The following is a 23,140-nucleotide window of genomic DNA, read 5'->3' on the forward strand; positions in this document are numbered from 1 at the left end:
GGTCAGTCCTTGCGCGCCGGCTCGGCCGGCGCCGTCTGGTAGGTGATCAGGAAGGTCCAGGCCGCATAGGCGGCGACGATCCCGATCATGATCGCCCAGGTCGAGTCGCCCACGACAAGGAGCTCGACCAGCGCCCAGCCGGCGCAGAAGGCGACCAGAAGCACGCGCCGCCAGAGCGGTCGGAAGAAGGGGTGATTGTTGTCGCCGAGCGCCATGCGCCGCGTATCTCCGCGTCTGTGGTCCGCCTTACCCTTACGCCGCTCCCGGCCACCGAGGCCAGCCCGGCCGCGCTCACACGGGCGAGAGCGAAGGGCTGGCGGGTCAGGCGAAGAGTTGCAGCGCGCTGCGCAGCGTCATGACGAAGCCCCACACGAGGGGGATGCCGACGAAGCCCCAGGCCAGCGCGATGCGCCAGGCGGGGGTGGTGACGGTCTGCGTGGGCGACATGGCGTCTTTCCTTCAGGCCCGGGCCGGCTCGGCCGGCAGGTGGTGGCGCTTGTCCACCGGCGTCATCAGGAGGTTGAGGACGAGGCCCACCGCCAGCAGGCCGGCCATGATGTACATGGTGACCGTGTAGGCGTCGGCCTTCGCCACGCCCCCGTCGAGCTGGTACTGGCGGATGTAGTTGACGAGCACGGGGCCCGCCACGCCCGCGACCGACCAGGCGGTGAGCAGCCGACCGTGAATCGCGCCGACGTAGCGAACGCCGAAGACGTCCCGAAGGTAGGCCGGGATCGTGGCGAAGCCGCCGCCGTACATCGACATGATCACGGCGTAGAACAGGACGAACAGCACCACCGAGCCCATGCGCCCCGACGAGGGAACCAGCGCGTAGAGCACGAGGCCGAGCGCGAAGAAGATCATGTAGGTGGCGCGCCGGCCGATATAGTCCGAGGTCGAGGCCCAGACGAAGCGGCCCGCCATGTTGAACAGCGACAGGAGGCCGACGAAGCCGGCGGCCGCCGCCGCCGTGATGACGCCCGGAAACATCTCCTGGATCATGGCGGAGGCCTGGCCGAGAACGCCGATGCCGGCGGTCACGTTCAGGCAGAGCATGCCCCAAAGGAGCCAGAACTGCCGCGTCTTCATGGCTTCGTCGACATGGACGTCGGCGGTCGTGACGAGGCCCGACGACGTGCGCGCGGGCGCGTAGCCGGCCGGCACCCATCCGGCGCGCGGCACGCGCACGATCGCCGCGCCCACCATCATGAACAGGAAGTAGCCGATGCCGAGCACCACGAAGGTCTCCGCGACGCCGACGGAGCCGGGCGAGGCGAAGCGGCCCATCAGCCAGACCGAGAGCGGCGAGGCGACGAAGGCGCCGCCGCCGAAGCCCATGATCGCCATGCCGGTGGCCATGCCCGGCCGGTCGGGGAACCAGGTCATCAGCGTCTTGACCGGCGAGATGTAACCAAGGCCGAGGCCGGTGCCGCCCAGGACGCCGTAGCCGAGGTAAACCAGCCAGAGCTGGTGGAGATGGACGCCGAGCGCGGCCACCAGGAAGCCGCCGCCGAAGAAGGCGGCCGAGGTCGCCATGGTGCGGCGAGGGCCGACGCGCTCCACCCAGGCGCCGCCGAAGGCGGCCGCCAGGCCCAGGAAGACGATCGCGATCGAGAAGATCCAGCCGATCTCGGTGAGCGCCCAGTCGCCGGCGGTGGGCTCGGTGACACCCAGAAGCCGCGTCATCGGCAGGTTGAAGACCGAAAAGGCATAGGCCTGGCCGATGCACAGGTGGACGCAGAGCGCGGCGGGCGGCACCATCCAGCGGCTGAAGCCGGGTTCGGCAACGGTGCGCTCTCGCGACAGCCAGGAGCCGCGTGGCTCCGCCGTGTTGGTCACCATGATTCGCCTCCCGTTTCGAGGCGTTATGGTTTCAGAACGGGTCCGGGGCGGCAACCCGTCGGCCTGCCACTCCCCATCCCGAACGGCGTGGAAGAACGGCGCTCAGGCCGGATGGGGCGCGAGCTGCGGTTTGTCGGATGCGCTGGCCGGCAGGGCGGAGCGGGGCGCCTCGCGCGCGGCGACCTCGTCCGCGAGGCGCCGCCGCCACCTCTCCGAGGCGCGGATCACGGGCTCGGGGTCGATCTCGAACGGGGTGGCCAGAAGCCCCGAGCGACGGATGCGGTCGCCGAAGGCCGGATTGCCGGTGAGCGAGATGAAGACCGGGGCGACCAGAAGCGGCACCGCGATCGGGCACACCCAAAGAAAGAGCTCGAAGGCGTAGAAGAAGGTGGTGAACAAGAGCGCCGCCCCCGCGATCACCATCCACCAGGACGCCTCGAACGCGACGCCGAGCGGCAACCCCTCGTCGTCGCGGTCGGTGGAAGGCCAGCCGCTGTCGGTCTGGGCGAGGATCTCCACCACGGCCTTGGTCTGGAACATCATCATGATGGGCGCCAGCGCCGAGGTGAGCGCAAGCTCCAGCGCGCCGCCGAGCACGATGTTGGCCGCTCCGCCGAAGGCCGGTGCCCGGCGCGAAAAGGCGGTGCGCAGCGCGATCAGCGTCTTGGGCAGGAGGAGAAGCAGGAAGATGCCGAGCAGCAGCAGCAAGGCCTTGCCGGTCTCGGGGCGCGGAAACACGGGAAACAGCGAGTCCGCGGGAAAATAGTCGGGCGCGGGCGCCAGGATCGGATCGAGCAGCGAGACGATCAGGAACAGGAGCCAGATCGGCGAGGCGGCATAGGCCATGATGCCGGTCACCATGGAGATGCGGCTCCACAGGTTGATGCGCGGCGCGGGGATCAGCCGGCCGTGCTGCAGGTTGCCCTGGCACCAGCGGCGGTCGCGCTTGGCGTATTCGATAAGGTTGGTGGGCGCCTCCTCGAACGAGCCGTGGAGATCCGGATCGACACGCACCTTCCAGCCGGAGCGGGCCAGAAGCGCCGCTTCCACGAAGTCGTGGGAGAGGATGTGCCCGCCGAAGGGCGGCTTGCCGGACAGGTTCGGCAGGCCGCAGTGGGCGGCGAAGGCGCGGGTCCGCACGATCGCGTTGTGGCCCCAGAAGGGTCCCTCGCGGCCCTGCAACTGCGCGATGCCACGCGAGAAGACCGGCGAATAGAGCGCGGCCGAGAACTGGAGCGCGCGGCCGAACAGGGTGCGCCGGCCGATGATGAGGGGCTGGGTCTGGAGAAGCGCGAGCTCGGGGTCGGCGTCCATGCGCGCCACCATCTCGACCATGGTCTCGGGCCGCATCAAGCTGTCGGCGTCGAGGATCAGCATGTAGTCGTAGGCGCCGCCGCTGTTGGTGACGAAGTCGGCGATGTTGCCGGCCTTGCGGCCGATGTTCTTGGTGCGGTTGCGATAGAAGAGGTGGCCGCCCGCTTCCAGCGCCGAGGCAACCAGGAAGGTCGCGCGCCGCTCGGCCACGACGCATTCGGGCCGGGTCGAGTCCGACAGGACGTGGACGTCGAACCGGTCGAGCTTGCGGATGCCCCGCAGCCCCTCGATCATGGCGGCGACGCGCGCGAGCACCGCTTCCGCGTCCTCGTTGTAGACCGGCATCAGGATCGCGGTGCGGCCGGGCAGGCGGCCCGGCACGACCGGCGCGCGCCAGCGCTGGCCGCGCCGCGACGCGATGCCCACCACCGCCGTGTTGAAGCCCCAGGCGAGCCAGAGGCAGCAGATCGACAGGAGCAGGACCTGCACGACGTGGAGCCAGGTCGTTCCGTTGGCGGTGACGACGATGGCGAAGAGAACGCCCGCCGCCAAAGCGAGCAGGAGGGCGGTCAGCGCAAAGAGCAATCTGCCGAGAGCGATCATGGGCCTGTCCGCATGCCTTCAGGTCGGCGCCCTCTCGCCGGGGAGGATCGGCGGGGGCGGAGCGCGTTCCGATCGGCTATTTGCCGACGGAAATCAATGCGTTCCTTCGGCGCCTGCCGCAAGATGCTCGCGCAGGATCGGCTGCACCGGCATCTCGAGGCGAACGCGAGGCGGGGGCAGGACGAGCTGCCGCAGGAAGGTCAGCGCCTTGCGCTTGCCGAGCCGCGCCGCCTCGATCACCACGGCGGGCTCGGGGCCGGTGCGGTTCTCGAAGGCGAGGCGCTCGGCGATCGCCTGAAGGAGCTGGGCTTCGGTGAGATCCGGGCGACCCACCAGCTCGCCGGCCGGCCGCGTGTCGAAGGGTCGCGTCTCGCCGGGAGGGGCGGCGACGCTCACGGGCGTCCCGTCCACTGGTAGTGCCAGGTCTCGGACACGGTGGTCTGGTTGAACAGAAGCTTGGCACGCAGCTCGACCGGCATGGCGTCGAGCTTCTGAAGCTCGATCGACAGGCGCCACCCGCCGTCCGGCAGGCGGGCCATGCCGGTGTGCACGAGACGGGCGTTCTCCGGCACGTCGACGATCGGCGTCAGCATGGCGTCGGTGGGCAGGTTCTGCGCCGTGCCGCCGCCGAAGTTGATCTCGAAGCGCCTGAGGTCGGTCTCGGCCGTGTCGGCGCCGTTGCCGCCGACCCCCGCGAACGTGCCGGTGACGCGGGCCTGATGGCTCAGCGCATCCTCCAGGAAGCCCCAGCGCATGCGGTAGCGGAACTCGAACTGCGACCCCGGCTGCGGCTTCTCCTCGGGGACCCAGAAGGCGACGATATTGTCGTTGACCTCGGAGTTGGTCGGAATCTCGACGAGTTGCACGATGCCTCGGCCCCAGTCGCCCATGGGTTCGATCATGAGCGAGGGGCGCAGTTCGTAGTGCGCCTCGACGTCCTGGTAGTGCGAGAAGTCGCGGTCGCGCTGGAGAAGACCAAAGGCGCGCGGCGAGGTCTCGCCGAAGTAGGAGAGGGCAAGGTCGTCCGGGTTCTTCAGCGGACGCCACAGGTGCTCGCCGCTCGGACGCTGGATCGACAGGCCGTCCGAGTCGTGGATCTCCGGCCGGAAGTCCTCGCGCACGTTGTGGTCGTTCTCGCCGAAATGGTACATCGAGGTGAGCGGGGCGACGCCGAGCCGCTCCACGGCGCTGCGGAAGAACAGGCGGGCCGTCACGTCGATCACGGTCTGGACGCCGGGGCGCACGAGGAACGAGTAGGCGCCCGCCAGGCTCGGGCTGTCGAGCTCGGCGAAGATCTGGATGGTCACCTCGCCGGGCTGCGGCTTCACCACGTAGAAGTTGGTGAAGCGCGGAAACTCCTCCTCCACCGAGGTGGCGGTGTTGAGCGCGAGGCCGCGGGCCGACAGGCCGTAGCGGTTGTTCATGCCGAGCGCGCGGAAGTAGGACGCGCCCAGGAACGAGACGAGTTCGTCGAAGAGATCGGGCCGGTCGAGCGGCGTGTTGAGGCGGAAGCCCGCGACGCCCGGCAGCGCGAGACCCTGGTAGAGCGTCGGATCGAGCGGCGCCAGGAACTCGAAGTCGGCGCCCGAGAAGGCCTGGAGCTGGAAGCGCGTGCCGTCGCCGATGAAGACGTGCGTCGGGTCCTTGTAGAGGAAGCCCGGGAAGTAGGCCTGCATCTGGAACTGAAGCGGCTCGTTCGCCCAGACCGTGCGCTCGCGCCGGAACAGGATCCGGCGATAGCCGTCGTAGTCCAGCTCCTGGACAGGCTGGGGCAGGACATCGCCCGGCGCCTGGTAGGGCTGCGCGGCGCGGTTGCGCATGGCGGCCGTCAGGGCGTCGAACGAGAAGTTCTGGGTGTCCACCATGGTGGGCGGGGTCGCGGGCGGAGCCGGGGGCGCGGCGGCGGGCGCCGCGGAGGGCGGGCTCGCGGGGGCGGCCGGGTCCGTCTGGGCGCGGGCGTCGCGTGCCCACCAGACCAGCGACAGGGCGCCGGCCAGACCGTATTTCAGCGCGCTGCGCCGGGAAGCGATGGGACTCGGCACGATGGGAGGGATCTTCTCTCGATTCGACAACGCACGCATGGACTTGAGCATAGAGCAACAGGCAAGAGTTTGCCCAGCAGGTGCCCGAAACGGGTGCCTGCTGTCCACCGGTTCCGGCAGGTCGCGGCTAGGTGCCTGCCGGGCGAAGCGAAAATGTGGCGGCGCGCCGCGCAACGACGGCGTCCTTGTTCCGTGCGTCGCCGGCAGTCGCCTAGCGCAGACGGCGCAGCTTGGCCGTGAGAAGTCCGTCGATCTGGCGCAGAGCCTGGAGAAGGGGCTGGCGGTCGGCTTCCGGCAGGGCGGCGCCGAGTTCCGTTTCCAGTCGATCCCAGAGCTTTCGAACGTCGCCGCGGGCGGCCTCGCCGGCGGGCGTCAGCATCACCATCGTGCGACGCGCGTCGCTGGCGTTGCTGGAACGGTTGACCAGCTGCTTCTCGATCAGCCGATCCAGCATCTTGGAAACGGTGGACGGGCGTACCGCCAACTGTTCGGCGAGCGCCGACACGCTGATCGGTTGGCCCGGAACGAGGCGATGAAGGAGCTGATCCTGACCGGGGTGGAGGTCGATCTCTATCAGAAGAAGCGACAGAAAGGCCCGGGTGGTCTTCGAGATCGACAGGAGCGACGTCACCAGGCCCGCCTCTTCGGCGTCCTGGACCGTGATCGCAGCGGAAGCAACAAGCGAGGGGCGTTCGTTCATGCCGGCACAATGCGGCGGGCGAAGCAAATCGCGCATTAAACCATTTATAAGAGCAACAAATAAAACCTCGAAATACAGCCGCCCGGACTGGTATTGGCGGGTTCAAGTGACTCCGGTCGGTCCATCCAGAACCATGCGAACCCTTCGCGCGAGGTCCTGACGACCGTAGGGTTTGTTGAGAAGCTCGAATTCCAGGCCCCCGGCGTCGGTCCGCTCGATCGAGGTTTCGGCGTAGCCCGTGGTGAGAAGGATCTTGATACGCGGCCGCCGGCGGCGCGCCTCGCGGGCGAGCGCCACGCCGTTCATGCCGCCCGGCATCACCAGATCCGTGAACAGGAGATCGGCCGGCTGGCCTTCGTCCAGGCGGCGCAGCGCCTCGCGCGGCGCGTTCTCCACCACGACGCGGTAGCCGTAGTCCTCCAGCATGTCGCGGGCGAGTTCGGCGACGTCGGGCCGGTCGTCCACCACCAGGATCGTCTCCGTGCCCCGGCTGTTGGAGGCCCGCTGGCGCTCGCGCGGACGCGCGATCTCGCCCGCCGCCGCCGGAAACAGAAGCTCCACCGTGGTGCCGCGCCCGACCTCGGAGTCGATGCGCACGGTTCCGCCCGACTGCTTGGCGAAGCCGTAGACCATGGACAGGCCGAGGCCCGTGCCCTTGCCCTCGTCCTTGGTGGTGAAGAAGGGATCGAGCACGCGCGCCAGAATGTCGCGCGGGATGCCGGTGCCGGAGTCCGCCACCGAGACCGACACGAAGTCGCCGGGCTGGACGTTTCCGAAGGCGTCGGCGTCGTCGGCCGAGACGGACAGGTTGCGGGTGCGGATGCGCACGGTGCCGCCGGAGGAGGCCGACATGGCGTCGCGCGCGTTGATCAGGATGTTGAGAAGCGCGACCTCGGCCTGCGTCGTGTCGATGCGGCAGTTGGCCAGATCGGGGGCGAGCTCGGTCTCCACCGTGATCTGATCGCCGAAGGTCCGGTTGGCCATGTCGGTCATGCCGCCGACGAGGCCGTTGAGGTTCACCACGCGCCCCTCGAGGCGCTGCTTGCGCGCAAAGGCCAGAAGCTGCTGGGTCAGCGTCACGGCCCGTCCGGCGGCCGAGCGCACGTTGTCCACCGCCCGCGACAGGCGGGGGCGATCGATCTCGCTCTTGTCGATGCCCGACGAGATCACCTCAAGATAGCCGGTGACGACCTGCAGGAGGTTGTTGAAGTCGTGCGCGATGCCGCCCGTCAGCTGGCCGAGCGCTTCCATCTTCTGCGACTGGCGCAGGGCGTCCTCGGCGTCGCGCCGGCGCGAGACGTCGAGCTGGGAGCCGAAGAAGTAAACGAGCTTTCCGTCCGTGTCGTAGACCGGCGAGATGAACAGCGCGTTCCAGAAGGACGAGCCGTCCTTGCGGTAGTTCAGGATCTCGGTGGCGAGCTCGCGACGCTCGGCGATCGCCTCGCGCACCTCGTCCACGACCGCGGCCTCGGTGCTCGGTCCCTGAAGGAAGCGGCAGTTGCGGCCAATGATCTCATCCAGCCGGTAGCCGGTCATCTGGATGAAGGCGTTGTTGGCGAAGACGATCGGGTTGTCGGGCTGATGAGGGTCGGTGACCGTCATCGGCATGCGCGTGGTTTCGACGGCCTTGAAGAAGATGTCGTGGTGCGAGCCGTTCGGCTGGAGGGCCTGACCCGACACGCGCACGTCGTTGGGCTCCCGCGGCGGGGTCTCGGGAGTGTCGGTCATGAAAAGCCTGTGACTCTGTTTACTCGAAACATGGTTCCGACCTATGCCAAGGCAAGGCGCCCTCGGGGGGCGAGGCGCCGGACGGGCCCCTCGGCCGGCCGAAACTCTAAGAAGATGGCGAATGTCTGAACACGAAGCGCCGACGCGCGGCAAGGTCCTCCTCGTGGAGGATGATCCGATGATCCGGGCGCTGACCGTGGAATGGATCGAGGATGCCGGCTTCGAGTGCCAGGAAGCGGGCTCGGGCGAGGAGGCTCTGGAGAGCTTCGCCGGGACCGACGGCTACCGCGCCGCGATCCTCGACGTGACACTGCCCGACCTGTCGGGTCCCGATCTCGCGCAGGAACTTCGTCGGCGTCGGCCCGGCTTCCCGGTGCTGTTCGCCACCGGAAACCTCAACCTCCTGCCGGACGGGATCCTCGAGGAGACCGCGACCGACGTCCTGTCGAAGCCATACTCCAACCAGGAACTGCGAGAAGCGCTGACGACGCTGCTCGGCGGCTAGGGACCGGCCGTCGGCTCCCCGTCCTCGATCAGGAGGATGTGGAGCGTCGCGGGGCCGTGGACGCCGATCACGAGGCTTCCCTCGATGTCGGTGGTCCCGCTCGGGCCGGTCACCACGACGAGGTTGCGCGACCGCGAAAGATCGCTTCGCGCGACCGCATCTTCCAGGTGAGGCACGACGTCGCGCACGCGCACCGCCACGAGGTGGTGAAGCGGCAGAAAGGCGTCGAGTACGGCCATGCGCGGTCCCGATCGCAGAACCAGACTCGCGGTCTCGGCGACCGCGCATTCCGCGATCGACAGCGCGGCGCGCTCGTTGGCGTCGGCCACGAGGCGGATGCCCGAGCCCGACCAGTCGAGGTCCTCGAGGACGGGCTCGGGCGCGAGCTTCAGCGCCGGCTCGATCCCGAGGCCCGCAAGGCGGGCGGCCACATGGTCCGGCAGAGAATGCCAGCCGGCGACACGCGCCACCGAGGCGCCGGGCGGCAGCTTCGCCACCGCCACCTCGAAGAGCACGGAGGGCTCCGCATCGGGCAGGACGGGACGAACGCGCTCGGGTTCGCGCAACAGCCTGTGCGCGTCCGCCGCGATCTCCCCGGGCGAGCGGCGCGGGGGAGCGCCCAACGCGGCGCGCACCGCGCCCATCACGCGCTCGCGCGCGCCCGTCACGGCCGCGTCTCGCGGCGCAGGCGTTCCGCTTCCCGTTCCAGAAAGGTCGGCCCGGCCGGCGGAACGGGCAGGTCGCGATAGCGCGTCCAGGCACCGGCCAGAAGCGGCAATCGGCCGAGGCGGCCCCGGCCGCGGGCCACCAGGCGCAGCGCGCGCGCGGCCAGCGCCGCGCCCAGCCGGTACAGGCGCGGATGCGTTCCCGCCCACCGCCAGAACCCGAGCCCTCGGCGCATGGTCTCGGGCTCCAGTCCCTCGCGCCAGGAACGCGTGCGCCAGCCCTTGAGAAGGGTGGGGAGCGGGATGTCGACCGGGCACACCTCGCGGCAGCGACCGTTCAGCGTGCAGGCATGGGCGAGGTCGCGCGTCTCGGTCGACAGCCCGTCGAGCGCGGGCGTCAGCACCGCGCCCATCGGGCCGGGATAGGTTCCGCCGTAGGCATGGCCGCCGATCTGGTTGAACACCGGGCAGTGGTTCATGCAGGCGCCGCAGCGGATGCAGCGCAGCATGGGGCGCATCTCGCGGTCGGCGAGCATGCGCGAGCGCCCGTTGTCGACGAGGACGATGTGGAACTCGTCGGGCCCGTCGAGATCGCCCGCGCGCTTGGGACCCGTGTGGAAGGTCGTGTACTGGGTGAGCGCGGCGCCGGTCGCCGAGCGCACGAGAAGACGCAGCATCATGGCGGCATGGGCCGCCGTGGGCACGAGCTTCTCGATGCCGGCCGTCGCGATGTGGATGCGCGGCGGCGTGGTGGTCATCTCCGCGTTGCCCTCGTTGGTCACGGTGCACACCGAACCGGTGTCGGCGACCAGGAAGTTCGCGCCCGAGATGCCGACATCGGCCCGCAGGAAGCGCTCGCGCAGGTGCCGGCGCGCCGAGGCCGCCATGGCCTCCGCCGTTTCCTCGCGGTGCGGATCGGCGTGGTGCTGGCGGAAGAGGTCGGAAATCTCCTCGCGCGTCTTGTGCATGGCGGGCCAGATGATGTGGCTCGGCCGCTCGCCGGCGAGCTGGACGATGTGCTCGGCCAGATCCGTCTCGACGCGCTCGATGCCGGCCGCCTCCAGCGCATGAGGCAGGCCGATCTCCTCGCCAAGCATGGATTTCGAGCGCGTTACCGAGCGCGCGCCCGCACGCCGGCAGATGTCCACGACGATGCGGCAGGCCTCACCCGCGGTCTCGGCCCAGTGCACCACGGCACCGGAGGCTAAAGCGTTGCGCTCGAACTCGGCGAGGTAGTGGTCGAGGTTCTCAACGACGTGGTCCTTGATCTCGCGGCCGCGCTCGCGCGCCACGGCGAAGTCCGGCCAGGCGCCGACGATCGCGGCGCGCTTGGCCCGCGCCGTGCCGGCCGTGCGGTCAATCGCGATCTTGAGGCGGGCGTCGGCGAGCGCCTGGCCGGTGCGGGCGTCGAAGCCAGAGGTCTCGGCGAGCACGCTCATGCGCTCGGCTCCCCGAGCGCGGGCCCGTCGAGGCGTCCGGCCAGCGCCTCCACCGTATGGAAGACGCGCACGGGCGAGCCGCGCCGCTGCAGCTTGCCGGCCATGTTCATGAGGCAGCCGAGGTCGCCGCCGATCAGGAGTTCGGCGCCGGTGGATTCCACGCAGCGCGCCTTTTCCTCCACCACGGCATTGGCGATCGCGGGATACTTCACGCAGAACGTGCCGCCGAAGCCGCAACAGGTCTCGGCCTCGGGAAGCGGGACCCATTCCAGATCGGGAATGCGGCCAAGCAGCGCCTTGGGTTGATCGCGCAGGCCCAACTCGCGCAGGCCCGAACAGGTGGGATGGTAGGTCGCGGTGGCCCGATGGGCGGGCGGGGCGGGCCGGAACCCGAGGACGTCGTGGAGAAAGCCGACGATCTCGTGGGTGCGCGCCGCGAGCCGGCGGGCACGCTCGCCCCAGACCGGGTCGTCGGCCAGCGCCGTGCCCGCATCGTGACGCAACGAGCCGACGCAGGAGCCGGACGGGGCCACGACGTAGTCGTAGCCTTCCAGGACCTCGATCTGGTGACGCGCCAGCGCCTTGCCGCCCTCGCGGTCGCCCGAGTTGAAGTTGGGCTGGCCGCAGCACGTCTGGCGCAGGGGCACCTCGACCCGGCAACCCGCCGCAACGAGCAGGTCTCGCGCGCATTCGGCGATCGCCGGACGCATGACGTTCACAAGGCAGGTGACGAAGAGCGCGACGCGCGGTCCCTCGCCGGACGGGTTGGTGGTTGCCGCTTGCATGGGGAGCCTCCCGCTACCGTCATGGCGTGGCTGGGCTTCCGGTGCAAGCGTCGCCGGCCGCGGGGTGCGGCCGGGAGGGATATCAGAACGGGTAGTTGCGGCGAACGAAGAGGCCGCGGTCGATCTCGCGCTGGCGTCGCTCCAGATCCACGAGCGAGGTCGCCTCGTTGAGGTAGCGGTTGGCGCGGTCCTCGGGGGACACGGTGCGCAGGGCCTGGCGGAGGCGGCTGGTGATGGTCATGGGTTCGTTCCTTCTTGGCTGAACCCAATCTATGAACCCGCCGGCTCTGCTGCAACGCAACATAACTCATGGTCGCCATGCGCGGCGATCATGGCTCGCGGTAAGGTTTCCCTAACCCATGCCGAGTTTGCAGGCGCCTAGATCCGAAGCCCGGTGCCGAGCCCCATCGATGCCAGCATGACAGCGGTGTCGGGCTCGCGCATGGCAAGCGGCGCACCCAGACCGTCGCGAACGGCGACGACGGCGATCTCGGCATCGTCGGTATCGGCCACGTCGAACACGCTGGCCGCCCCGTCCTGCGTCTCGTCGCCGGAGCGACGAGCGTAGGCGAAGGCGTCGCGCAGGCGACGGAAAGCGCGGAACTTGCGGACTTCCTCGGTCTCGATCCTCACGACGAACATTGCGGTGTCTCCCGGTTCGCTATGAGGAAAAGTTAATCACGTGTGAATGACGCTGCCAAGACAGGCAGACCGGTTCTCCTCAGATCGGCAGATCGAACCGCTGCCGGGCCTCCAGGCACTCCGGATCGCCGGGCTCGCAGTCGCGGCACACGAGGGGTCGCAGCGCATAGATCGTGCAGCGCGTGGCCTCGCCGACCCGGCCCGATAGAGCCAGGCAGCGCTCGCCCTCGCAGCGCATCGCGCCGACATCGCGCAAGGGCTCGGGAATGCGCTCGATCTCCTCGTCGCTTTCCAGGGAAAAGCGCGGCCATTCGCGCGAGGTCGAACAGCAGGCGCCGCAGAGTTGGCAGTCGAAGGGAGCGGCCGGCGAGGGGGCGGGGATCATGACCGATCGCGGCCCGCCCGTGCGGACACGGGCTTGATGCCGTCAGGCACCTTGACCGGGGCGCACCCGACCGCGCGCCGCGACATGGGGGGCATCGTTGGCGAGCGTCGCGGCGACGCGGATCGCGGAATGGATGCGGGTCAGGCGCTCGACGTCGTCGGGCACGGCGCGTGGGACCTCGGGTGTGGCACCCGGCACCAGGGTGAAGCGCTCCACCAGCGCCTCGGCCTCGCGGCGCATGGCCTCGCTGCGGCGCGCGGCGCGCTGAGGCGCCAGGGTCAGGCGCGACCAGAAGCCGCCCTGCGCGTCGCGCGCCTCTTCGATCGAGCGCATCAGCTGCCAGAAGCGGATCTCGGCCTGCGCGTCGGTCCAGATACGCTGAAGCTGCATGGAACGGGATCCATCATGGTTAACGGAGACCAGTCATATCGAACTGGGCACGGGGGTTTCAACGTGGCACGGCCAACTGGCGCGAGCCTGCCCTGGCGCCGGTCCGGTTGTAGTCCGCTAACCCTTCCCGGAATCTTGCGATGCCTTTCGCTCAAATTGCAGCGGTTTCGGTGGCGATCGCGCAAGGACCTCGGGCGTAAGGTCCCCTCATGTCTCGCACGGACCTGCTTGTCCGCGCCGCCTCCAGGGGACCCGTCTTGCCCATGTCGAACCTGTCCACGATGGCCGTCGCCCGTTCCGGCCGCACCGCCGGCCGGCGTTCCGCCCGCGCCGCCACCGCCCGCAACGAGGGGCTCCGCCCCGCCAAGGGACTGCTGCTCGGCCTCGGCCTGTCGTCGCTGATCTGGTCCGCCCTGGTCGCCCTGGTGGTGTTCTGAACCGTCAGCCGGCGCCTCGGCAGCGACCCGCCAGCGCCGGGTCGCCATAGGCGATGAAATGCGGGTTGCGCCAGTCGCCGCCCCCTTGTCCATAGCGCAGCGCCTCGCCGTCCAGCGTCGCGGTCAGGCCGCCGGCCGCGCGCAGCACCGCGTCGCCCGCCGCCGTGTCCCATTCCATCGTGGGCCCGAGCCGCGGGTAGAGGTCGGCCTCGCCGGCCGCGATCCGTCCGAACTTCACCGACGATCCGCAGGGCTCGGCGCCGTGGCCGGGAAAGCGCTCCAGCCAGAGCATCGTTTCGGCGGTCGCGTGCGATCGGCTGCCGAGCACCACCGGACAGGTCGGCGCGGCGCGCACGCGCAGCGGGCGCCGCGATCCGTCCGGCGTGATCTCGAAGGCGCCCGTCTCGCGCGAGCCCGCGAACAGCCGCCCCATGGCAGGGGCCAGAACGACGCCGGCCACCGGTTCGCCGTTCTCGATCAGCGCGATGTTGACCGTGAACTCGCCGTTCCGGCTGATGAACTCGCGCGTTCCGTCGAGCGGGTCGATCAGGAAGAATCGTTCGCCGTTCGCGCCCGGCGACGCACCCGTCTCTTCGCCCACCGTCGGCACGTCCGGCTGATCGCGGCGAAGGCTGGCGAGGATCGCCGCCTCGGCCTCGGTGTCGGCGAGCGTCACGGGCGAGCCGTCGCTCTTGGCCCGTGCCTCGACCCCCGCCGCGTAGTGCCGCATCACCACCTCGCCGCCGAGGCGGGCGGCGTGGACGAGCGTATCGAGAAGCGTGGTCATGCGGTCATCGTCCCGGCTGGCTCGGCGTTGGCCGCCCCCTAGCACGATTCGCGCGATCAAAGGCGCTCGGCGATCCGGTCCGCCACGCGCAGGGCGTTGGCGATGATGGTGAGGGTCGGGTTCACGGCGCCGATCGAGGGAAAGAAGCTCGCATCCGTGACGTAGAGGTTGTCGATCCCGTGCGCCCGGCATTCGAGGTCGAGGACGCTGGTGGCCGGATCGGCTCCAAAGCGCAGCGTGCCGGCCTGATGCGCCGTGCCGCCGATCGGCGTGTCCTTGCCCAGATACAGCGTGCGGTCCATGAGGTGCGGGTGGATCGCGGCCTTGTCGCAGATTTGGCGCAGCATCTCGCGCAAGCCCCGTGCGCCTTCCAGGTTGGTCTGCGTCAGGTCGAGATGCACCTGGTTGTTGCGGTAGAAGATCCGGTTCTCCGCCTTGGGCAGGTCCTCGGAGGTCAGCCAGAAGTCGATCGAGTGCCGCGCGATCCAGTCGAACGGCTTTTCCGGCAGCCACTGGAGGAAGCCCGGCAGGCCCTCCGCCTCGATCTGGGTGCCGTCGGACTTGCCGACCATCTGGATGTGGCCGAGCGGATACTCGAACGGGTTCAGCGGCGACGTCGCGTGGGCGTGGTAGAAGTCGTTGAGGCCGAGCGTCTTCTGGAACTCGGTCGGGTTCGGATCGCGCGAGATGGCGAGCACGGTCGCGTTGTTGTGGCGCATGTAGTTGCGCCCGACCTGGCCCGAGCGGTTGGCGAGCCCATCGGGATGGCGGTCGTTGCCCGAGCGCAGGAACAGGAGCGCCGAGGAGAGCGCGCCGCAGGCCACCACCACGATGTCGCCCCGGATCGTGTGCGTGCGGCCCTCGATCACCGTCTCGACGCCTGCGATGCTCGTGCCCGCCGCGTTCGTCACGAGGCGCTCGACATAGGCGTTCTTGAGGAGCGTCAGGTTCGGGTGGTCGCGCAGCGCGGGATCGACGCAGATCACCTGGCTGTCCGACTTGCCGTTGGTGAGGCTGGGGTAGCCGTCGAACGGGTCGCAGCGCAGAAGCGGCGAGTGCGGGGTCGCGGCGCCCGTCTCGTCCTGGTCGAGAAGCGCGCCCATCGGCAGGTGGAACGGGTGGAGCCCCTCGCGCGCCCAGTCGTCGGCGAGCTGCTGGATGCGCGGCTCGTGGCGGATCGCCGGGTGCTTGTAGGGCTTGGGGGAGGGCGGCTCGGTCGGGTCCTCGCCGCGCTGGCCGCGCACCTCGAAGAGTTCTTCCGCCGCCTGGTAGTAGGGCTCGAACGTGTCGTACTTCACCGGCCATTCCGGCGCGACGCCGTCGGGGTGCGCGACCTCGTCGAAGTCCTCGGTGCGCAGGCGCAGGAGCACACCGCCGTAGACCTTGGAGTTGCCACCCACGAAGTAGTGCAGCCCCGGACGGAAGCTCTCGCCGCTCGACGAGACCCAGGTCTCCTGCGCCTGGTAGCGTCCCTTGGCGAAGACCTCCTCGGTATCCCAGTTCTCCCGCTCGCGCTTGAGGTAGTCGCCGCGCTCGACGAGGAGCACGCGCTTGCCGGTCTGGGCGAGGCGCCAGGCCATCGTGCCGCCGCCCGGCCCCGCGCCCACGATCACGACGTCGTAGCGGTCATTCATGGCCCGTGTCCCTGTTTCCTCGGATTAGCGAGCCGGGCAACGATCGGGCCGGGGCCCCGTTCCCAAACGCGTGATGACGATTCGTCCACCTGTGCAACCGCGCGAGGGCCGCGGCGTTCAGCGGCGGCACGCTCCAGCGGAAGGCCAAGGTCCCATGTCGCTCGTCATCGCCTTCGCCATCCGTCTCCTGCTCGTCGCGCTGTTCCTGCCCTTCAGCGCGATGGACAAGATCGTGAACTTTCGCGGCGCGGTCGGCCAAGCCGGCGAGATCGCCCCCTCGCGCACGCTTGCGAAAGCGCTGATCTGCCTCGGTCTTGCGGTCGAGATCGTGATGTCGCTCGGCGTCCTGACGGGGGTCGCCGACCGCATGGCCGCGCTCATCCTCGCCGGCTACTGCATGGTGACCGCCGTCCTGTGGAAGCGCTTCTGGGCGCAAGGCGACTTCGCCTTCACCGGCCCGAGCAAGGGCCGCGACCTGTTCTGGGACTTCCTCAAGAACTTCGCGCTGGCGGGCGGCTTCCTGCTCGTCACCTTCGGCACGACAGCGGCCAGCGTCGATCGCTTCTTCGCCGACCCGTTCGGCTCCACCCATCCCTACAGCCTCACCGAGATGCAGCCATGAGCGACGACACCGCGCCCCGCGTGCCCTACTGGCACCTCTACACGGACGAAGACGGCGTCAGCCGGCAGCGCCGATGCGAGATGACCGAGTTCGAGCTGAAGAGCATGCAGCCGCCCGCCGCCCCGCAATGGCAGGGGGAGAAGCACCACGACGGCATGACCGTGATGGTGACGGTGCAGCCGGTGGGCTGGGAAGGCGCCTGGCACGAGAACCCCGCGCCGCAATGGATCATCCCCTTGTCCGGCCGCTGGTACGTCGAATCCATGGACGGCACGCGCGTCGAGATGGGGCCGGGCGAGATCTCGTTCGGCGAGGACCAGGGCACGCGGGAGAAGGATGGCCGCAAGGGTCACATGTCGGGCACGGTGGGCGACGAGCCGGCCGTCCTCATGGTGGTGCAGTTCGACTCCCAGCGCGACCGGACGACGCCGTGCCGTTTCCGCTGACCGGCGGCGTCCCAGATGCCGGGCTTCCCATCGCCGACTTCCGCTTCGAGACGGTGGAGCCCGAGTTCGACCAGCTGACGCTCTCGAACGCGCCGGTAGAGGTGCTGGCGACGGGCTTTCGCTGGATCGAGGGGCTGGTCTGGATGGGCGACTGGGCGACGCTCCTGTTCCAGGACCTGCCGCGCGGGCGCACGATGGCTTGGAGCGAGCGCGGCCGCCTCGCCGTCTGGCGCGAGCCGTCGGGCAACGCGAACGGGCAGGCGCGCGACCGCCAGGGCCGCGTCGTCGCCTGCGTCAACCTCGAGCGCGCGGTGGTCCGCGTCGAGCACGACGGGTCCGTCACGAGGCTCGCCACGCATTTCGAGGGGCGTCGCCTCAACTCGCCCAACGACGTCGTGGTGAAGAGCGACGGCTCGATCTGGTTCACCGACCCGCCCTACGGCATCGCCAACGACTACGAGGGCGAGCGGCAGGCGAGCGAACTCCCGCCCGCCGTCTACCGGCTCGACCCGGACACGGGCGAGCTCGCCGCCGTCAGTCTCGACTTCCAGGGGCCGAACGGCCTCGCCTTCTCGCCCGACGAGAGCCGCCTCTACGTCGCCGAGACGGGCGACCAGAGCCGTCCCGAACCCACCCAGGTCCTGCGCGTCCTCGATGTCTCCGGTGAGGGGCGCTCGCTCGGAAAGCCCCGCGACCTCGCCAAGGTCTCGCCCGGCTACACCGACGGCATGGCCGTCGACGAGGCGGGGCGCATCTGGTCGAGCGCCGGCGACGGCGTCCACTGCCTCGGCCCCGACGGCCGCCTCCTCGGGCGCATCCACCTGGGGCTCACCGTCTCGAACCTCACCTTCGGCGGCGGTCCGCACCTCAACCGGCTCTTCATCGGAGCGAGCCACACGCTGATGGCCGTGTTCCTGAACACGCGCGGGGCGCGCTGGCCATGAGCGACACGCTGCGTATCGCCGCGATTGTGCGCGAGGCGCGCGACCCGGCCGCGCTCGGCGCCTTCTATCGTGCGGCCTTCGACGCCGTGGCGGACGGCGCGGGGGCGGCGCGGCTCGGGTGCGAGCGCGTCGAGTTCGTGCCCGGCGACGGCCCGCCGGCTTCGGCCCCGTCGAACTCGGTCGGCTTCCAGCACCTGGCGATCATCGTCTCCGACATGGCGGCGGCGATGGATCGGCTGCGCGCGGTGCCGGGCTGGAGCGCGATCTCGCTAGACGGACCCGAGCAGTTGCCGGAAGCCTCGGGCGGCGTTGCGGCCTTCAAGTTCCGCGATCCCGAAGGGCATCCGCTGGAATTCCTCCGCTTCCCCGATGGACGGGCACCGGACCCCTGGCGCGATCGTGCGGGCCTGTTTCTGGGCATCGACCACAGCGCCATCTCGGTGCGCGACACCGACGAGAGCCTGCGCTTCTACGAGCGGCTCGGCTTCACCGTTCTGTCGCGACAGACGAACCGGGGCGCCGAGCAGGCGCGCATGGACGGGCTGTCCGACGTCGACCCGGCGCGCGTCGCGGTGGAGGTGACGGGGCTGCAGCCGCCCGGCGGCGCGCCGCCGCATCTGGAGCTCCTGTGCTACCGCACCCCGGCGTCGATCGCCGCCGTGCCGGGTCTGCGAACGGCACTGCGCCTATCGGGCGCCGGCGCGCTGCCGGCGCACGATCCCGACGGGCACGCCCTTCTCGCACATTGAACCTGTCGCCTCAGCGTCACGGGCAGGCGCTATGCCCTTGCGCTCAAGCGAGCGGCAGGGGACGGCACATGCAGATCGACGGGATCGGGCGGGAGCGGGGTTCGAAGCGCGGCATCCGGATGCCGCGCATGCGTCAGCCGCGCGACGAGGTGGCGGCGATCAGCTACGCCCGCCCGAGCGACCCGCTGGCGCGGCGCGCGCTGATCCGCTCGCTGGAGGTGCTGTCGGGTCGGCGCGAGCTGGAGCGTCTCTACCGGCTCTGGCGCGAGCGCGTGGCCGCCGGCCATCCCCAGCCCTTCCACCTCATGCTGGAGATGATGCGCATCCGCATGGACGTCGGCGGCGCCTGGCCGGTTCGGCCGCAGGATCTGCCCGAGCGCCTCGTCATGGTGGCCAACCATCCGTTCGGCATCGGCGACGGGGCGGCGATGCTGGCGCTCACTGAGCGGCTCGGGCGGCCGGCGCGCGTCCTTCTCCACAACGACCTCATGCAGATCCCCGAGATGGCGCGCTACGGTCTCCCGGTCTCGTTCGAGGAAACGCGCGAGGCGGTGGCGCTGAACCTTTCCACCAAGCGGCGCGCCGCCGAGCTTCTCGCCGAGGGCACGATCGTGATCGTGTTTCCGGCCGGCGCGGTCGCCACCGCGCCCAGGCCCTTCGGCCGCGCCGAGGACCTGCCCTGGAAGACGTTCGCGGCCGGGCTCGTGCGCCAGGGTCGCGCGGGCGTGCTGCCCGTCCACTGCGCGGGGCAGAACGGGCCGCTGTTCCACCTTGCCAGCCGCGTGTCGGCGACCGTGCGCCTCGGGCTCCTGGTGGGCGAGTTCCGCCGCCTGCGCGGACGGCAGATCCACGTCACGGTCGGCCGCCCGATCGCGCCGGAGGAGATCGGGCAGGCGAGCGACCGCCTCGCGCTGACCGAGCGGCTGCGCCGCTCCGTGCTCGCGCTCGGCTAGCGCGGCTCAACGGTAGCCGGCGGCCTGCAGCTCGAAGAGCTCGGCATAGCGCCCGCCGGCCGCCATCAACGCCTCGTGCGTGCCCTCCGCCTCGATCCGCCCGCCGGCCAGAACCAAGATGCGGTCGGCCCGGCGCACCGAGGAGAAGCGGTGCGAGATGAGGACCGCCGTGCGTCCGGCGCTGAGCTCGCGGAAGCGCTCGAAGACCGCGAACTCGGCGCGTGCGTCGAGCGCCGCGGTCGGCTCGTCGAGGATCAGCACCTCGGCGTCGCGCATGTAGGCGCGGGCGATCGCGATCTTCTGCCACTCGCCGCCCGACAGCTCGACGCCACCGGCGAACAGGCGGCCCAGCGGCTGTTCGTATTGTTCGGGCAGGCGCTCGATCACCTCGTCGGCAAGGCTGCGGCCGGCCGCCTCGCGGATGCGGTCCGCGTTCCCGCGCGCCTCGATGCGCCCGACCGCGACGTTCTCGCCCGCCGTCAGGTCGTAGCGCACGAAGTCCTGGAAGATGACGCCGACACGCGAGCGCAGCTCGCCGAGGTCGAAGTCGCGCAGGTCCGTGCCGTCGAGAAGGATGCGCCCCTCGCTCGGGTCGTAGAGGCGGGCGAGAAGCTTCACGAGCGTCGTCTTGCCGGCGCCGTTCTCGCCGACCAGCGCCACGACCTCGCCGGCGGGCAGCCGGAAGTCGAGGCCGCGCACGGCCCAGCGCTCCGACCCGGCGTAGCGGAAGCCGACGTTCTCGAAGCGGAAGCCCTCGCGAAGCGGGCGCGGTACGGGCCGGGGATGCGCGGGCACCGGCAGGCTCGCCCGCTCTTCCAGGAGGCCGAACAGGTCGTCGAGATAGAGCGCCTGGCCAGCCGTCGAGGAAAAGGAGGAGAGAAGGCCTTCCACCAGCGAGCGCAGGCGCAGAAAGGCACCCGACAGGAAGGTAAGGTCGCCGATCGAGAAGGCGCCCTGGAGCGTACGCGCGACGATCACGCCATAGGCGAGGTAGTAGGCCGCCGTGCCGAGCCCCGCCCAGAGCGTGCCCCATCCGGCTCGTCGGGCGGAGAGCGAGGCGTTGGAGCGATAGAAGGCGTCCGAGAGGCGGCGGTAGCGCTCGATCAGGAAGGGGTGGAGCCCGAAGATCTGCACCTCGCGCGCCGTGGAGGCGCTGGCCGCCGTGATGCGCACCGAATCGAGCTCGCGCCGCTCGGCGGTCTGCGCAAAGGACAGGCGGTAGCCCTCGGCGTTGAAGTGAGCCTCGGCCAGGAAGCCCGGCACCAGCGCGACGAGGAGCAGGCCCAGAAGCCACGGCGCGTAGGCGACGAGCCCGGCGGCGAAGCCCACGACGGTGACGAGGCTCTGCGCCTGGCCGAGAATGTTCGACAGGAGCGTCGTGCGCCCGCTCGCGAACCGCCGGGCCCGGTCCAGCTGATCCTGGAAGCCGCTATCCTCGAAGCGCGCGAGATCCAGCGTCGCCGCATGCTCCATGATGCGGATGCTGGTGAGGATCGACAGGCGGTCGGCGAGCAGCGCCTCCGCATAGGTCACGAGCCGGCCGAGAAGATCCATGGCGACGGCCAGCGCGAACTCGGCCAGAACGAGCCACAGGACGAGGCGGTAGCGCGCGTCGAGAAGCGAGAACACCGGAGCCGGCGGCAGGGCGGCGAGGCGCACCACCTCGTCCACGATCAGCTTGGCGACAAAGAGCGCGGCGATCGGCTGGAGCGCGCGGGCGAGCCGAAGCACGGCCGACAGGAGGGCGAGGCCCGGCTCGGCGCGGAACACCAAGGCGAGAAAGGGCGGCACATGGCGCAGCGCCGCGAAGCGATCGCGCCAGGTCGAGAGCTGACGGGGACGGGCCGGAGGAGCCAAGGCGGATCGAGGGGTCAGCCGTCGGGCGTCGCGCTGGCCGCCAAGCGCCCGTTGCCGATCGCCTGGACCAGCGCCTCGTGGTCGAGCGCGTTCTGCTCGCCGTAGCCCTCGGCCCAGTCGGCGAGCGCCTCGTCGAGACCCTCGTCCTTGGCGCTGCCGCAATAGCCCGAGATGGCGGCGGCGTCCCCGGTTCGGGCGTGCGCCCGGGCGAGCAGCGCGCCGTAGCCGAAGGCGAAGAAGACCAGCGAGCGCCCTTTGAGCATGGCGTGCGGAATCTCGCCCTTCATGTTCTTCATTTGGCGGACGTAGAAGGGCCGGTCCTCGATCGTGGTCCAGCCGAGCAGCGGGTCGCCGACCGCCTGGAGCAGGCGCTGGCCGTAGACGACGCGTGCCCCGTCGTGCGAGCCGTAGGGCTCGGGAAGCGGCGCGACATAGGGCGCCGCCGCGGGGCGGATCGCTTCCTTGACCTGCAGGAACAGGGCGTCGTGGTCGCAGTTGCCGAAGAGCAGCGCCACGAAGGCGCGCGTGCCGACGCTGCCCACACCCACCACGCGGTGCGCGACGTCCACCACGTGGTAGCGGCTCAGCATGAAGCGTCGCTCGCGCGGCAGGCTCTCGGCATAGTGCTCGAGTCCCGTGATCACGGCCTCGCGCGTCGCGTCGTCGACCGCGGTCAGGATTGGGGGATCGGTGCGGAAGCGCCAGCCGCCGTCCACCTGCCGCTCGCCGACCTTGTCGAGCAGCGACTGGTTGTTGCGCCGTCGCGCCTTTTCCACGGAGCGGTGGAGGATCTCGGCGGACTCGGGGTCGATGCTGATGCCCTTGAAGTCGAGGTGCTCGGCACGCGCGGCGCGATGCCAGACGTCGATCGGCCCCTGGGGGGCGAGCTCGATCATCGACAGACGGTAGCCCTCGACGCAGCCCTTCACGACGCGCCGCCGCTCCGAGCGACCGACGCCGGCATCGCGCGCGGCGATGTTGAGCGAGGCCGCAAGGCGCTTGATGTCCCATTCCCAGGGACCGATCGTCACCTCGTCGAAGTCGTTGAGGTCGAGCACCACGTCGCGCTGGGGCGTGCCGAACAGGCCGAAGTTGGCAAGATGCGCGTCGCCGTTGAGAACGACGTCGATGCCCGAGCGCGGCGTTCGGGCGAGGTCCGCCGCCATGACCGAGGCCGCCCCGCGCAGGAAGCTGAAGGGCGACTGCGCCATGCGCGCGGTGCGCATGGGCACGAGGCGCGCCTGGCGGCCCTCGTTCGAGGCCTCGACGAGGGCGACCGGGTCGGCGCGTCCATCCCTCGGCACGGGCTCGGCATGGGCGGCATGGGGCACGGCCTCGCGCAGCTTCTTGCCGGCGAGCCGTCGCCGTTCCCAGGGCTCGCCCGGCACGCGCAGGTCGATGCGGGGATAGCTTTCGGCGGGGGCGAGTACCTTGGCCTCGCGCGGGGCGGCCGCGTCGGGGCGCACCTCGGCCCCCTCGTCCGCTTCGGCGCCGGGCATCATCCAGTCCATCGCGCCATGCTCCTCGGCCGTCCGCATCCCGTCTGCGCAAAGAGGGGAGTTCACGAAAACGTCAAGAAAGCTCGCGTGCGAGCAAAGGCGGCCGTAGCCCTCGTGCAAACGAAAAAGCCCCGCCGGAGCGGGGCTTTTCGAACTTGCTGCGGCCAAACAG

26 protein-coding genes are annotated in these 23,140 nt (G+C 70.1%); 7 read left to right on the plus strand and 19 right to left on the minus strand.

The genetic code is table 11. The features are described 5' to 3' along the window. Positions 1–2 precede the first annotated feature (2 nt). From BLQ76_RS03220 to BLQ76_RS03250, 8 genes are all read right to left on the minus strand, one after another. Positions 3–215 carry a hypothetical protein gene (locus BLQ76_RS03220; RefSeq protein WP_090668709.1) on the minus strand — a complete coding sequence of 71 codons (213 nt, stop codon included), beginning with the start codon at positions 213–215 and terminating at the stop codon, positions 3–5. A gap of 106 nt (positions 216–321) precedes the next feature. Next, entirely contained in the window at positions 322–447 is a 126-nt protein-coding gene (locus tag BLQ76_RS22645; protein ID WP_280140044.1) for an MFS transporter small subunit, read from the minus strand. Positions 448–459: 12 nt separating this feature from the next. Beyond that, the gene (locus BLQ76_RS03225; RefSeq protein ID WP_090668712.1) at positions 460–1,842 is read right to left on the minus strand and encodes an L-lactate MFS transporter; all 1,383 of its coding nucleotides are present in this window, start codon (positions 1,840–1,842) and stop codon (positions 460–462) included. A gap of 102 nt (positions 1,843–1,944) precedes the next feature. Beyond that, positions 1,945–3,759 carry a glucans biosynthesis glucosyltransferase MdoH gene (gene mdoH / locus BLQ76_RS03230; RefSeq protein WP_090668715.1) on the minus strand — a complete coding sequence of 605 codons (1,815 nt, stop codon included), beginning with the start codon at positions 3,757–3,759 and terminating at the stop codon, positions 1,945–1,947. A gap of 93 nt (positions 3,760–3,852) precedes the next feature. Further along, a complete protein-coding gene (locus BLQ76_RS03235; RefSeq protein WP_139183907.1) occupies positions 3,853–4,155 on the minus strand; it encodes a hypothetical protein in 303 nt (100 codons plus the stop codon). After that, a complete protein-coding gene (locus BLQ76_RS03240) occupies positions 4,152–5,801 on the minus strand; it encodes an OpgD/OpgG family glucan biosynthesis protein (protein WP_244519449.1) in 1,650 nt (549 codons plus the stop codon). Before BLQ76_RS03240 ends, BLQ76_RS03235 begins: the two co-directional genes overlap by 4 nt. A gap of 211 nt (positions 5,802–6,012) precedes the next feature. Continuing rightward, positions 6,013–6,501: a MarR family winged helix-turn-helix transcriptional regulator gene (locus BLQ76_RS03245; protein ID WP_244519450.1), complete on the minus strand. Its 489-nt coding sequence runs from the start codon at positions 6,499–6,501 to the stop codon at positions 6,013–6,015. A gap of 102 nt (positions 6,502–6,603) precedes the next feature. Next, positions 6,604–8,229, minus strand: a complete 1,626-nt coding sequence (locus BLQ76_RS03250) for a histidine kinase famiy protein (protein ID WP_090668721.1) — start codon at positions 8,227–8,229, stop codon at positions 6,604–6,606. Between the two features lie 121 nt (positions 8,230–8,350). Here BLQ76_RS03250 and BLQ76_RS03255 point away from each other — a divergent pair, with 121 nt between their 5' ends. After that, complete coding sequence (locus BLQ76_RS03255; protein ID WP_170842446.1) at positions 8,351–8,734, plus strand: response regulator; 384 nt, start codon at positions 8,351–8,353, stop codon at positions 8,732–8,734. Here BLQ76_RS03255 and BLQ76_RS03260 read toward each other — a convergent pair. From BLQ76_RS03260 to BLQ76_RS03290, 7 genes are all read right to left on the minus strand, one after another. Further along, positions 8,731–9,402, minus strand: a complete 672-nt coding sequence (locus tag BLQ76_RS03260) for a LutC/YkgG family protein (RefSeq protein ID WP_090668727.1) — start codon at positions 9,400–9,402, stop codon at positions 8,731–8,733. The two genes, BLQ76_RS03255 and BLQ76_RS03260, sit on opposite strands and share 4 nt — an antisense overlap. Next, positions 9,399–10,838 carry a LutB/LldF family L-lactate oxidation iron-sulfur protein gene (locus tag BLQ76_RS03265; RefSeq protein ID WP_090668730.1) on the minus strand — a complete coding sequence of 480 codons (1,440 nt, stop codon included), beginning with the start codon at positions 10,836–10,838 and terminating at the stop codon, positions 9,399–9,401. Before BLQ76_RS03265 ends, BLQ76_RS03260 begins: the two co-directional genes overlap by 4 nt. Next, positions 10,835–11,623, minus strand: coding sequence for a (Fe-S)-binding protein (locus tag BLQ76_RS03270; RefSeq protein ID WP_090668732.1), 789 nt, complete (start codon positions 11,621–11,623; stop codon positions 10,835–10,837). The genes BLQ76_RS03265 and BLQ76_RS03270 overlap by 4 nt, the downstream gene beginning before the upstream one ends. 82 nt (positions 11,624–11,705) lie before the next feature. Continuing rightward, complete coding sequence (locus BLQ76_RS03275) at positions 11,706–11,864, minus strand: DUF3563 family protein (protein ID WP_139183908.1); 159 nt, start codon at positions 11,862–11,864, stop codon at positions 11,706–11,708. Positions 11,865–12,001: 137 nt separating this feature from the next. Next, positions 12,002–12,265: a hypothetical protein gene (locus BLQ76_RS03280; protein ID WP_090668738.1), complete on the minus strand. Its 264-nt coding sequence runs from the start codon at positions 12,263–12,265 to the stop codon at positions 12,002–12,004. Positions 12,266–12,344: 79 nt separating this feature from the next. Continuing rightward, complete coding sequence (locus BLQ76_RS03285; protein WP_090668741.1) at positions 12,345–12,650, minus strand: YkgJ family cysteine cluster protein; 306 nt, start codon at positions 12,648–12,650, stop codon at positions 12,345–12,347. Positions 12,651–12,692: 42 nt separating this feature from the next. Further along, positions 12,693–13,040 carry a hypothetical protein gene (locus BLQ76_RS03290; RefSeq protein WP_090668744.1) on the minus strand — a complete coding sequence of 116 codons (348 nt, stop codon included), beginning with the start codon at positions 13,038–13,040 and terminating at the stop codon, positions 12,693–12,695. Between the two features lie 263 nt (positions 13,041–13,303). Between BLQ76_RS03290 and BLQ76_RS21935 the strand changes: the two genes are divergently transcribed. Then, positions 13,304–13,477, plus strand: a complete 174-nt coding sequence (locus BLQ76_RS21935) for a hypothetical protein (protein ID WP_170842447.1) — start codon at positions 13,304–13,306, stop codon at positions 13,475–13,477. Positions 13,478–13,481: 4 nt separating this feature from the next. Here BLQ76_RS21935 and cysQ read toward each other — a convergent pair whose 3' ends face one another. Both cysQ and BLQ76_RS03300 read right to left on the minus strand, forming a co-directional pair. Next, a complete protein-coding gene (gene cysQ, locus BLQ76_RS03295) occupies positions 13,482–14,264 on the minus strand; it encodes a 3'(2'),5'-bisphosphate nucleotidase CysQ (protein ID WP_090668747.1) in 783 nt (260 codons plus the stop codon). A 56-nt stretch (positions 14,265–14,320) separates the two neighbouring features. Further along, positions 14,321–15,898, minus strand: coding sequence for a GMC family oxidoreductase (locus tag BLQ76_RS03300; protein WP_090668749.1), 1,578 nt, complete (start codon positions 15,896–15,898; stop codon positions 14,321–14,323). A gap of 154 nt (positions 15,899–16,052) precedes the next feature. Here BLQ76_RS03300 and BLQ76_RS03305 point away from each other — a divergent pair, with 154 nt between their 5' ends. The 5 genes from BLQ76_RS03305 (at position 16,053) to BLQ76_RS03325 (ending at position 19,612) form a co-directional block, all read left to right on the plus strand. Then, the gene (locus BLQ76_RS03305) at positions 16,053–16,520 is read left to right on the plus strand and encodes a DoxX family membrane protein (protein WP_090668752.1); all 468 of its coding nucleotides are present in this window, start codon (positions 16,053–16,055) and stop codon (positions 16,518–16,520) included. Further along, a complete protein-coding gene (locus tag BLQ76_RS03310) occupies positions 16,517–16,966 on the plus strand; it encodes a cupin domain-containing protein (RefSeq protein WP_090668756.1) in 450 nt (149 codons plus the stop codon). Before BLQ76_RS03305 ends, BLQ76_RS03310 begins: the two co-directional genes overlap by 4 nt. Beyond that, complete coding sequence (locus tag BLQ76_RS03315) at positions 16,951–17,910, plus strand: SMP-30/gluconolactonase/LRE family protein (RefSeq protein WP_425285129.1); 960 nt, start codon at positions 16,951–16,953, stop codon at positions 17,908–17,910. Before BLQ76_RS03310 ends, BLQ76_RS03315 begins: the two co-directional genes overlap by 16 nt. Next, positions 17,907–18,659 (plus strand): VOC family protein, encoded by a 753-nt coding sequence (locus tag BLQ76_RS03320; protein ID WP_090668759.1) that lies wholly within the window; start codon positions 17,907–17,909, stop codon positions 18,657–18,659. Before BLQ76_RS03315 ends, BLQ76_RS03320 begins: the two co-directional genes overlap by 4 nt. 68 nt (positions 18,660–18,727) lie before the next feature. Then, positions 18,728–19,612: a lysophospholipid acyltransferase family protein gene (locus BLQ76_RS03325; protein ID WP_244519451.1), complete on the plus strand. Its 885-nt coding sequence runs from the start codon at positions 18,728–18,730 to the stop codon at positions 19,610–19,612. A 6-nt stretch (positions 19,613–19,618) separates the two neighbouring features. Here the strand turns inward: BLQ76_RS03325 and BLQ76_RS03330 are convergent, their stop codons facing one another. Then, positions 19,619–21,469 carry an ABC transporter ATP-binding protein gene (locus BLQ76_RS03330; RefSeq protein ID WP_090668763.1) on the minus strand — a complete coding sequence of 617 codons (1,851 nt, stop codon included), beginning with the start codon at positions 21,467–21,469 and terminating at the stop codon, positions 19,619–19,621. A gap of 14 nt (positions 21,470–21,483) precedes the next feature. Then, complete coding sequence (locus BLQ76_RS03335; protein WP_244519452.1) at positions 21,484–22,980, minus strand: DUF2252 domain-containing protein; 1,497 nt, start codon at positions 22,978–22,980, stop codon at positions 21,484–21,486. Positions 22,981–23,140 lie beyond the last annotated feature (160 nt).

Source organism: Aureimonas jatrophae, assembly GCF_900104035.1.
Classification (GTDB): Bacteria; Pseudomonadota; Alphaproteobacteria; order Rhizobiales; family Rhizobiaceae; genus Aureimonas; species Aureimonas jatrophae.

Coding starts and splice junctions, on each gene's coding strand:
- BLQ76_RS03220 (WP_090668709.1), bottom strand. CDS start 215: ATGGCGCTCGGCGACAACAATCACCCCTTCTTCCGACCGCTCTGGCGG.
- BLQ76_RS22645 (WP_280140044.1), bottom strand. CDS start 447: ATGTCGCCCACGCAGACCGTCACCACCCCCGCCTGGCGCATCGCGCTG.
- BLQ76_RS03225 (WP_090668712.1), bottom strand. CDS start 1,842: ATGGTGACCAACACGGCGGAGCCACGCGGCTCCTGGCTGTCGCGAGAG.
- mdoH (WP_090668715.1), bottom strand. CDS start 3,759: ATGATCGCTCTCGGCAGATTGCTCTTTGCGCTGACCGCCCTCCTGCTC.
- BLQ76_RS03245 (WP_244519450.1), bottom strand. CDS start 6,501: ATGAACGAACGCCCCTCGCTTGTTGCTTCCGCTGCGATCACGGTCCAG.
- BLQ76_RS03250 (WP_090668721.1), bottom strand. CDS start 8,229: ATGACCGACACTCCCGAGACCCCGCCGCGGGAGCCCAACGACGTGCGC.
- BLQ76_RS03255 (WP_170842446.1), top strand. CDS start 8,351: ATGTCTGAACACGAAGCGCCGACGCGCGGCAAGGTCCTCCTCGTGGAG.
- BLQ76_RS03265 (WP_090668730.1), bottom strand. CDS start 10,838: ATGAGCGTGCTCGCCGAGACCTCTGGCTTCGACGCCCGCACCGGCCAG.
- BLQ76_RS03270 (WP_090668732.1), bottom strand. CDS start 11,623: ATGCAAGCGGCAACCACCAACCCGTCCGGCGAGGGACCGCGCGTCGCG.
- BLQ76_RS03275 (WP_139183908.1), bottom strand. CDS start 11,864: ATGACCATCACCAGCCGCCTCCGCCAGGCCCTGCGCACCGTGTCCCCC.
- BLQ76_RS03280 (WP_090668738.1), bottom strand. CDS start 12,265: ATGTTCGTCGTGAGGATCGAGACCGAGGAAGTCCGCAAGTTCCGCGCT.
- BLQ76_RS03285 (WP_090668741.1), bottom strand. CDS start 12,650: ATGATCCCCGCCCCCTCGCCGGCCGCTCCCTTCGACTGCCAACTCTGC.
- BLQ76_RS03290 (WP_090668744.1), bottom strand. CDS start 13,040: ATGCAGCTTCAGCGTATCTGGACCGACGCGCAGGCCGAGATCCGCTTC.
- BLQ76_RS21935 (WP_170842447.1), top strand. CDS start 13,304: ATGTCGAACCTGTCCACGATGGCCGTCGCCCGTTCCGGCCGCACCGCC.
- cysQ (WP_090668747.1), bottom strand. CDS start 14,264: ATGACCACGCTTCTCGATACGCTCGTCCACGCCGCCCGCCTCGGCGGC.
- BLQ76_RS03300 (WP_090668749.1), bottom strand. CDS start 15,898: ATGAATGACCGCTACGACGTCGTGATCGTGGGCGCGGGGCCGGGCGGC.
- BLQ76_RS03305 (WP_090668752.1), top strand. CDS start 16,053: ATGTCGCTCGTCATCGCCTTCGCCATCCGTCTCCTGCTCGTCGCGCTG.
- BLQ76_RS03310 (WP_090668756.1), top strand. CDS start 16,517: ATGAGCGACGACACCGCGCCCCGCGTGCCCTACTGGCACCTCTACACG.
- BLQ76_RS03320 (WP_090668759.1), top strand. CDS start 17,907: ATGAGCGACACGCTGCGTATCGCCGCGATTGTGCGCGAGGCGCGCGAC.
- BLQ76_RS03325 (WP_244519451.1), top strand. CDS start 18,728: ATGCAGATCGACGGGATCGGGCGGGAGCGGGGTTCGAAGCGCGGCATC.
- BLQ76_RS03335 (WP_244519452.1), bottom strand. CDS start 22,980: ATGGACTGGATGATGCCCGGCGCCGAAGCGGACGAGGGGGCCGAGGTG.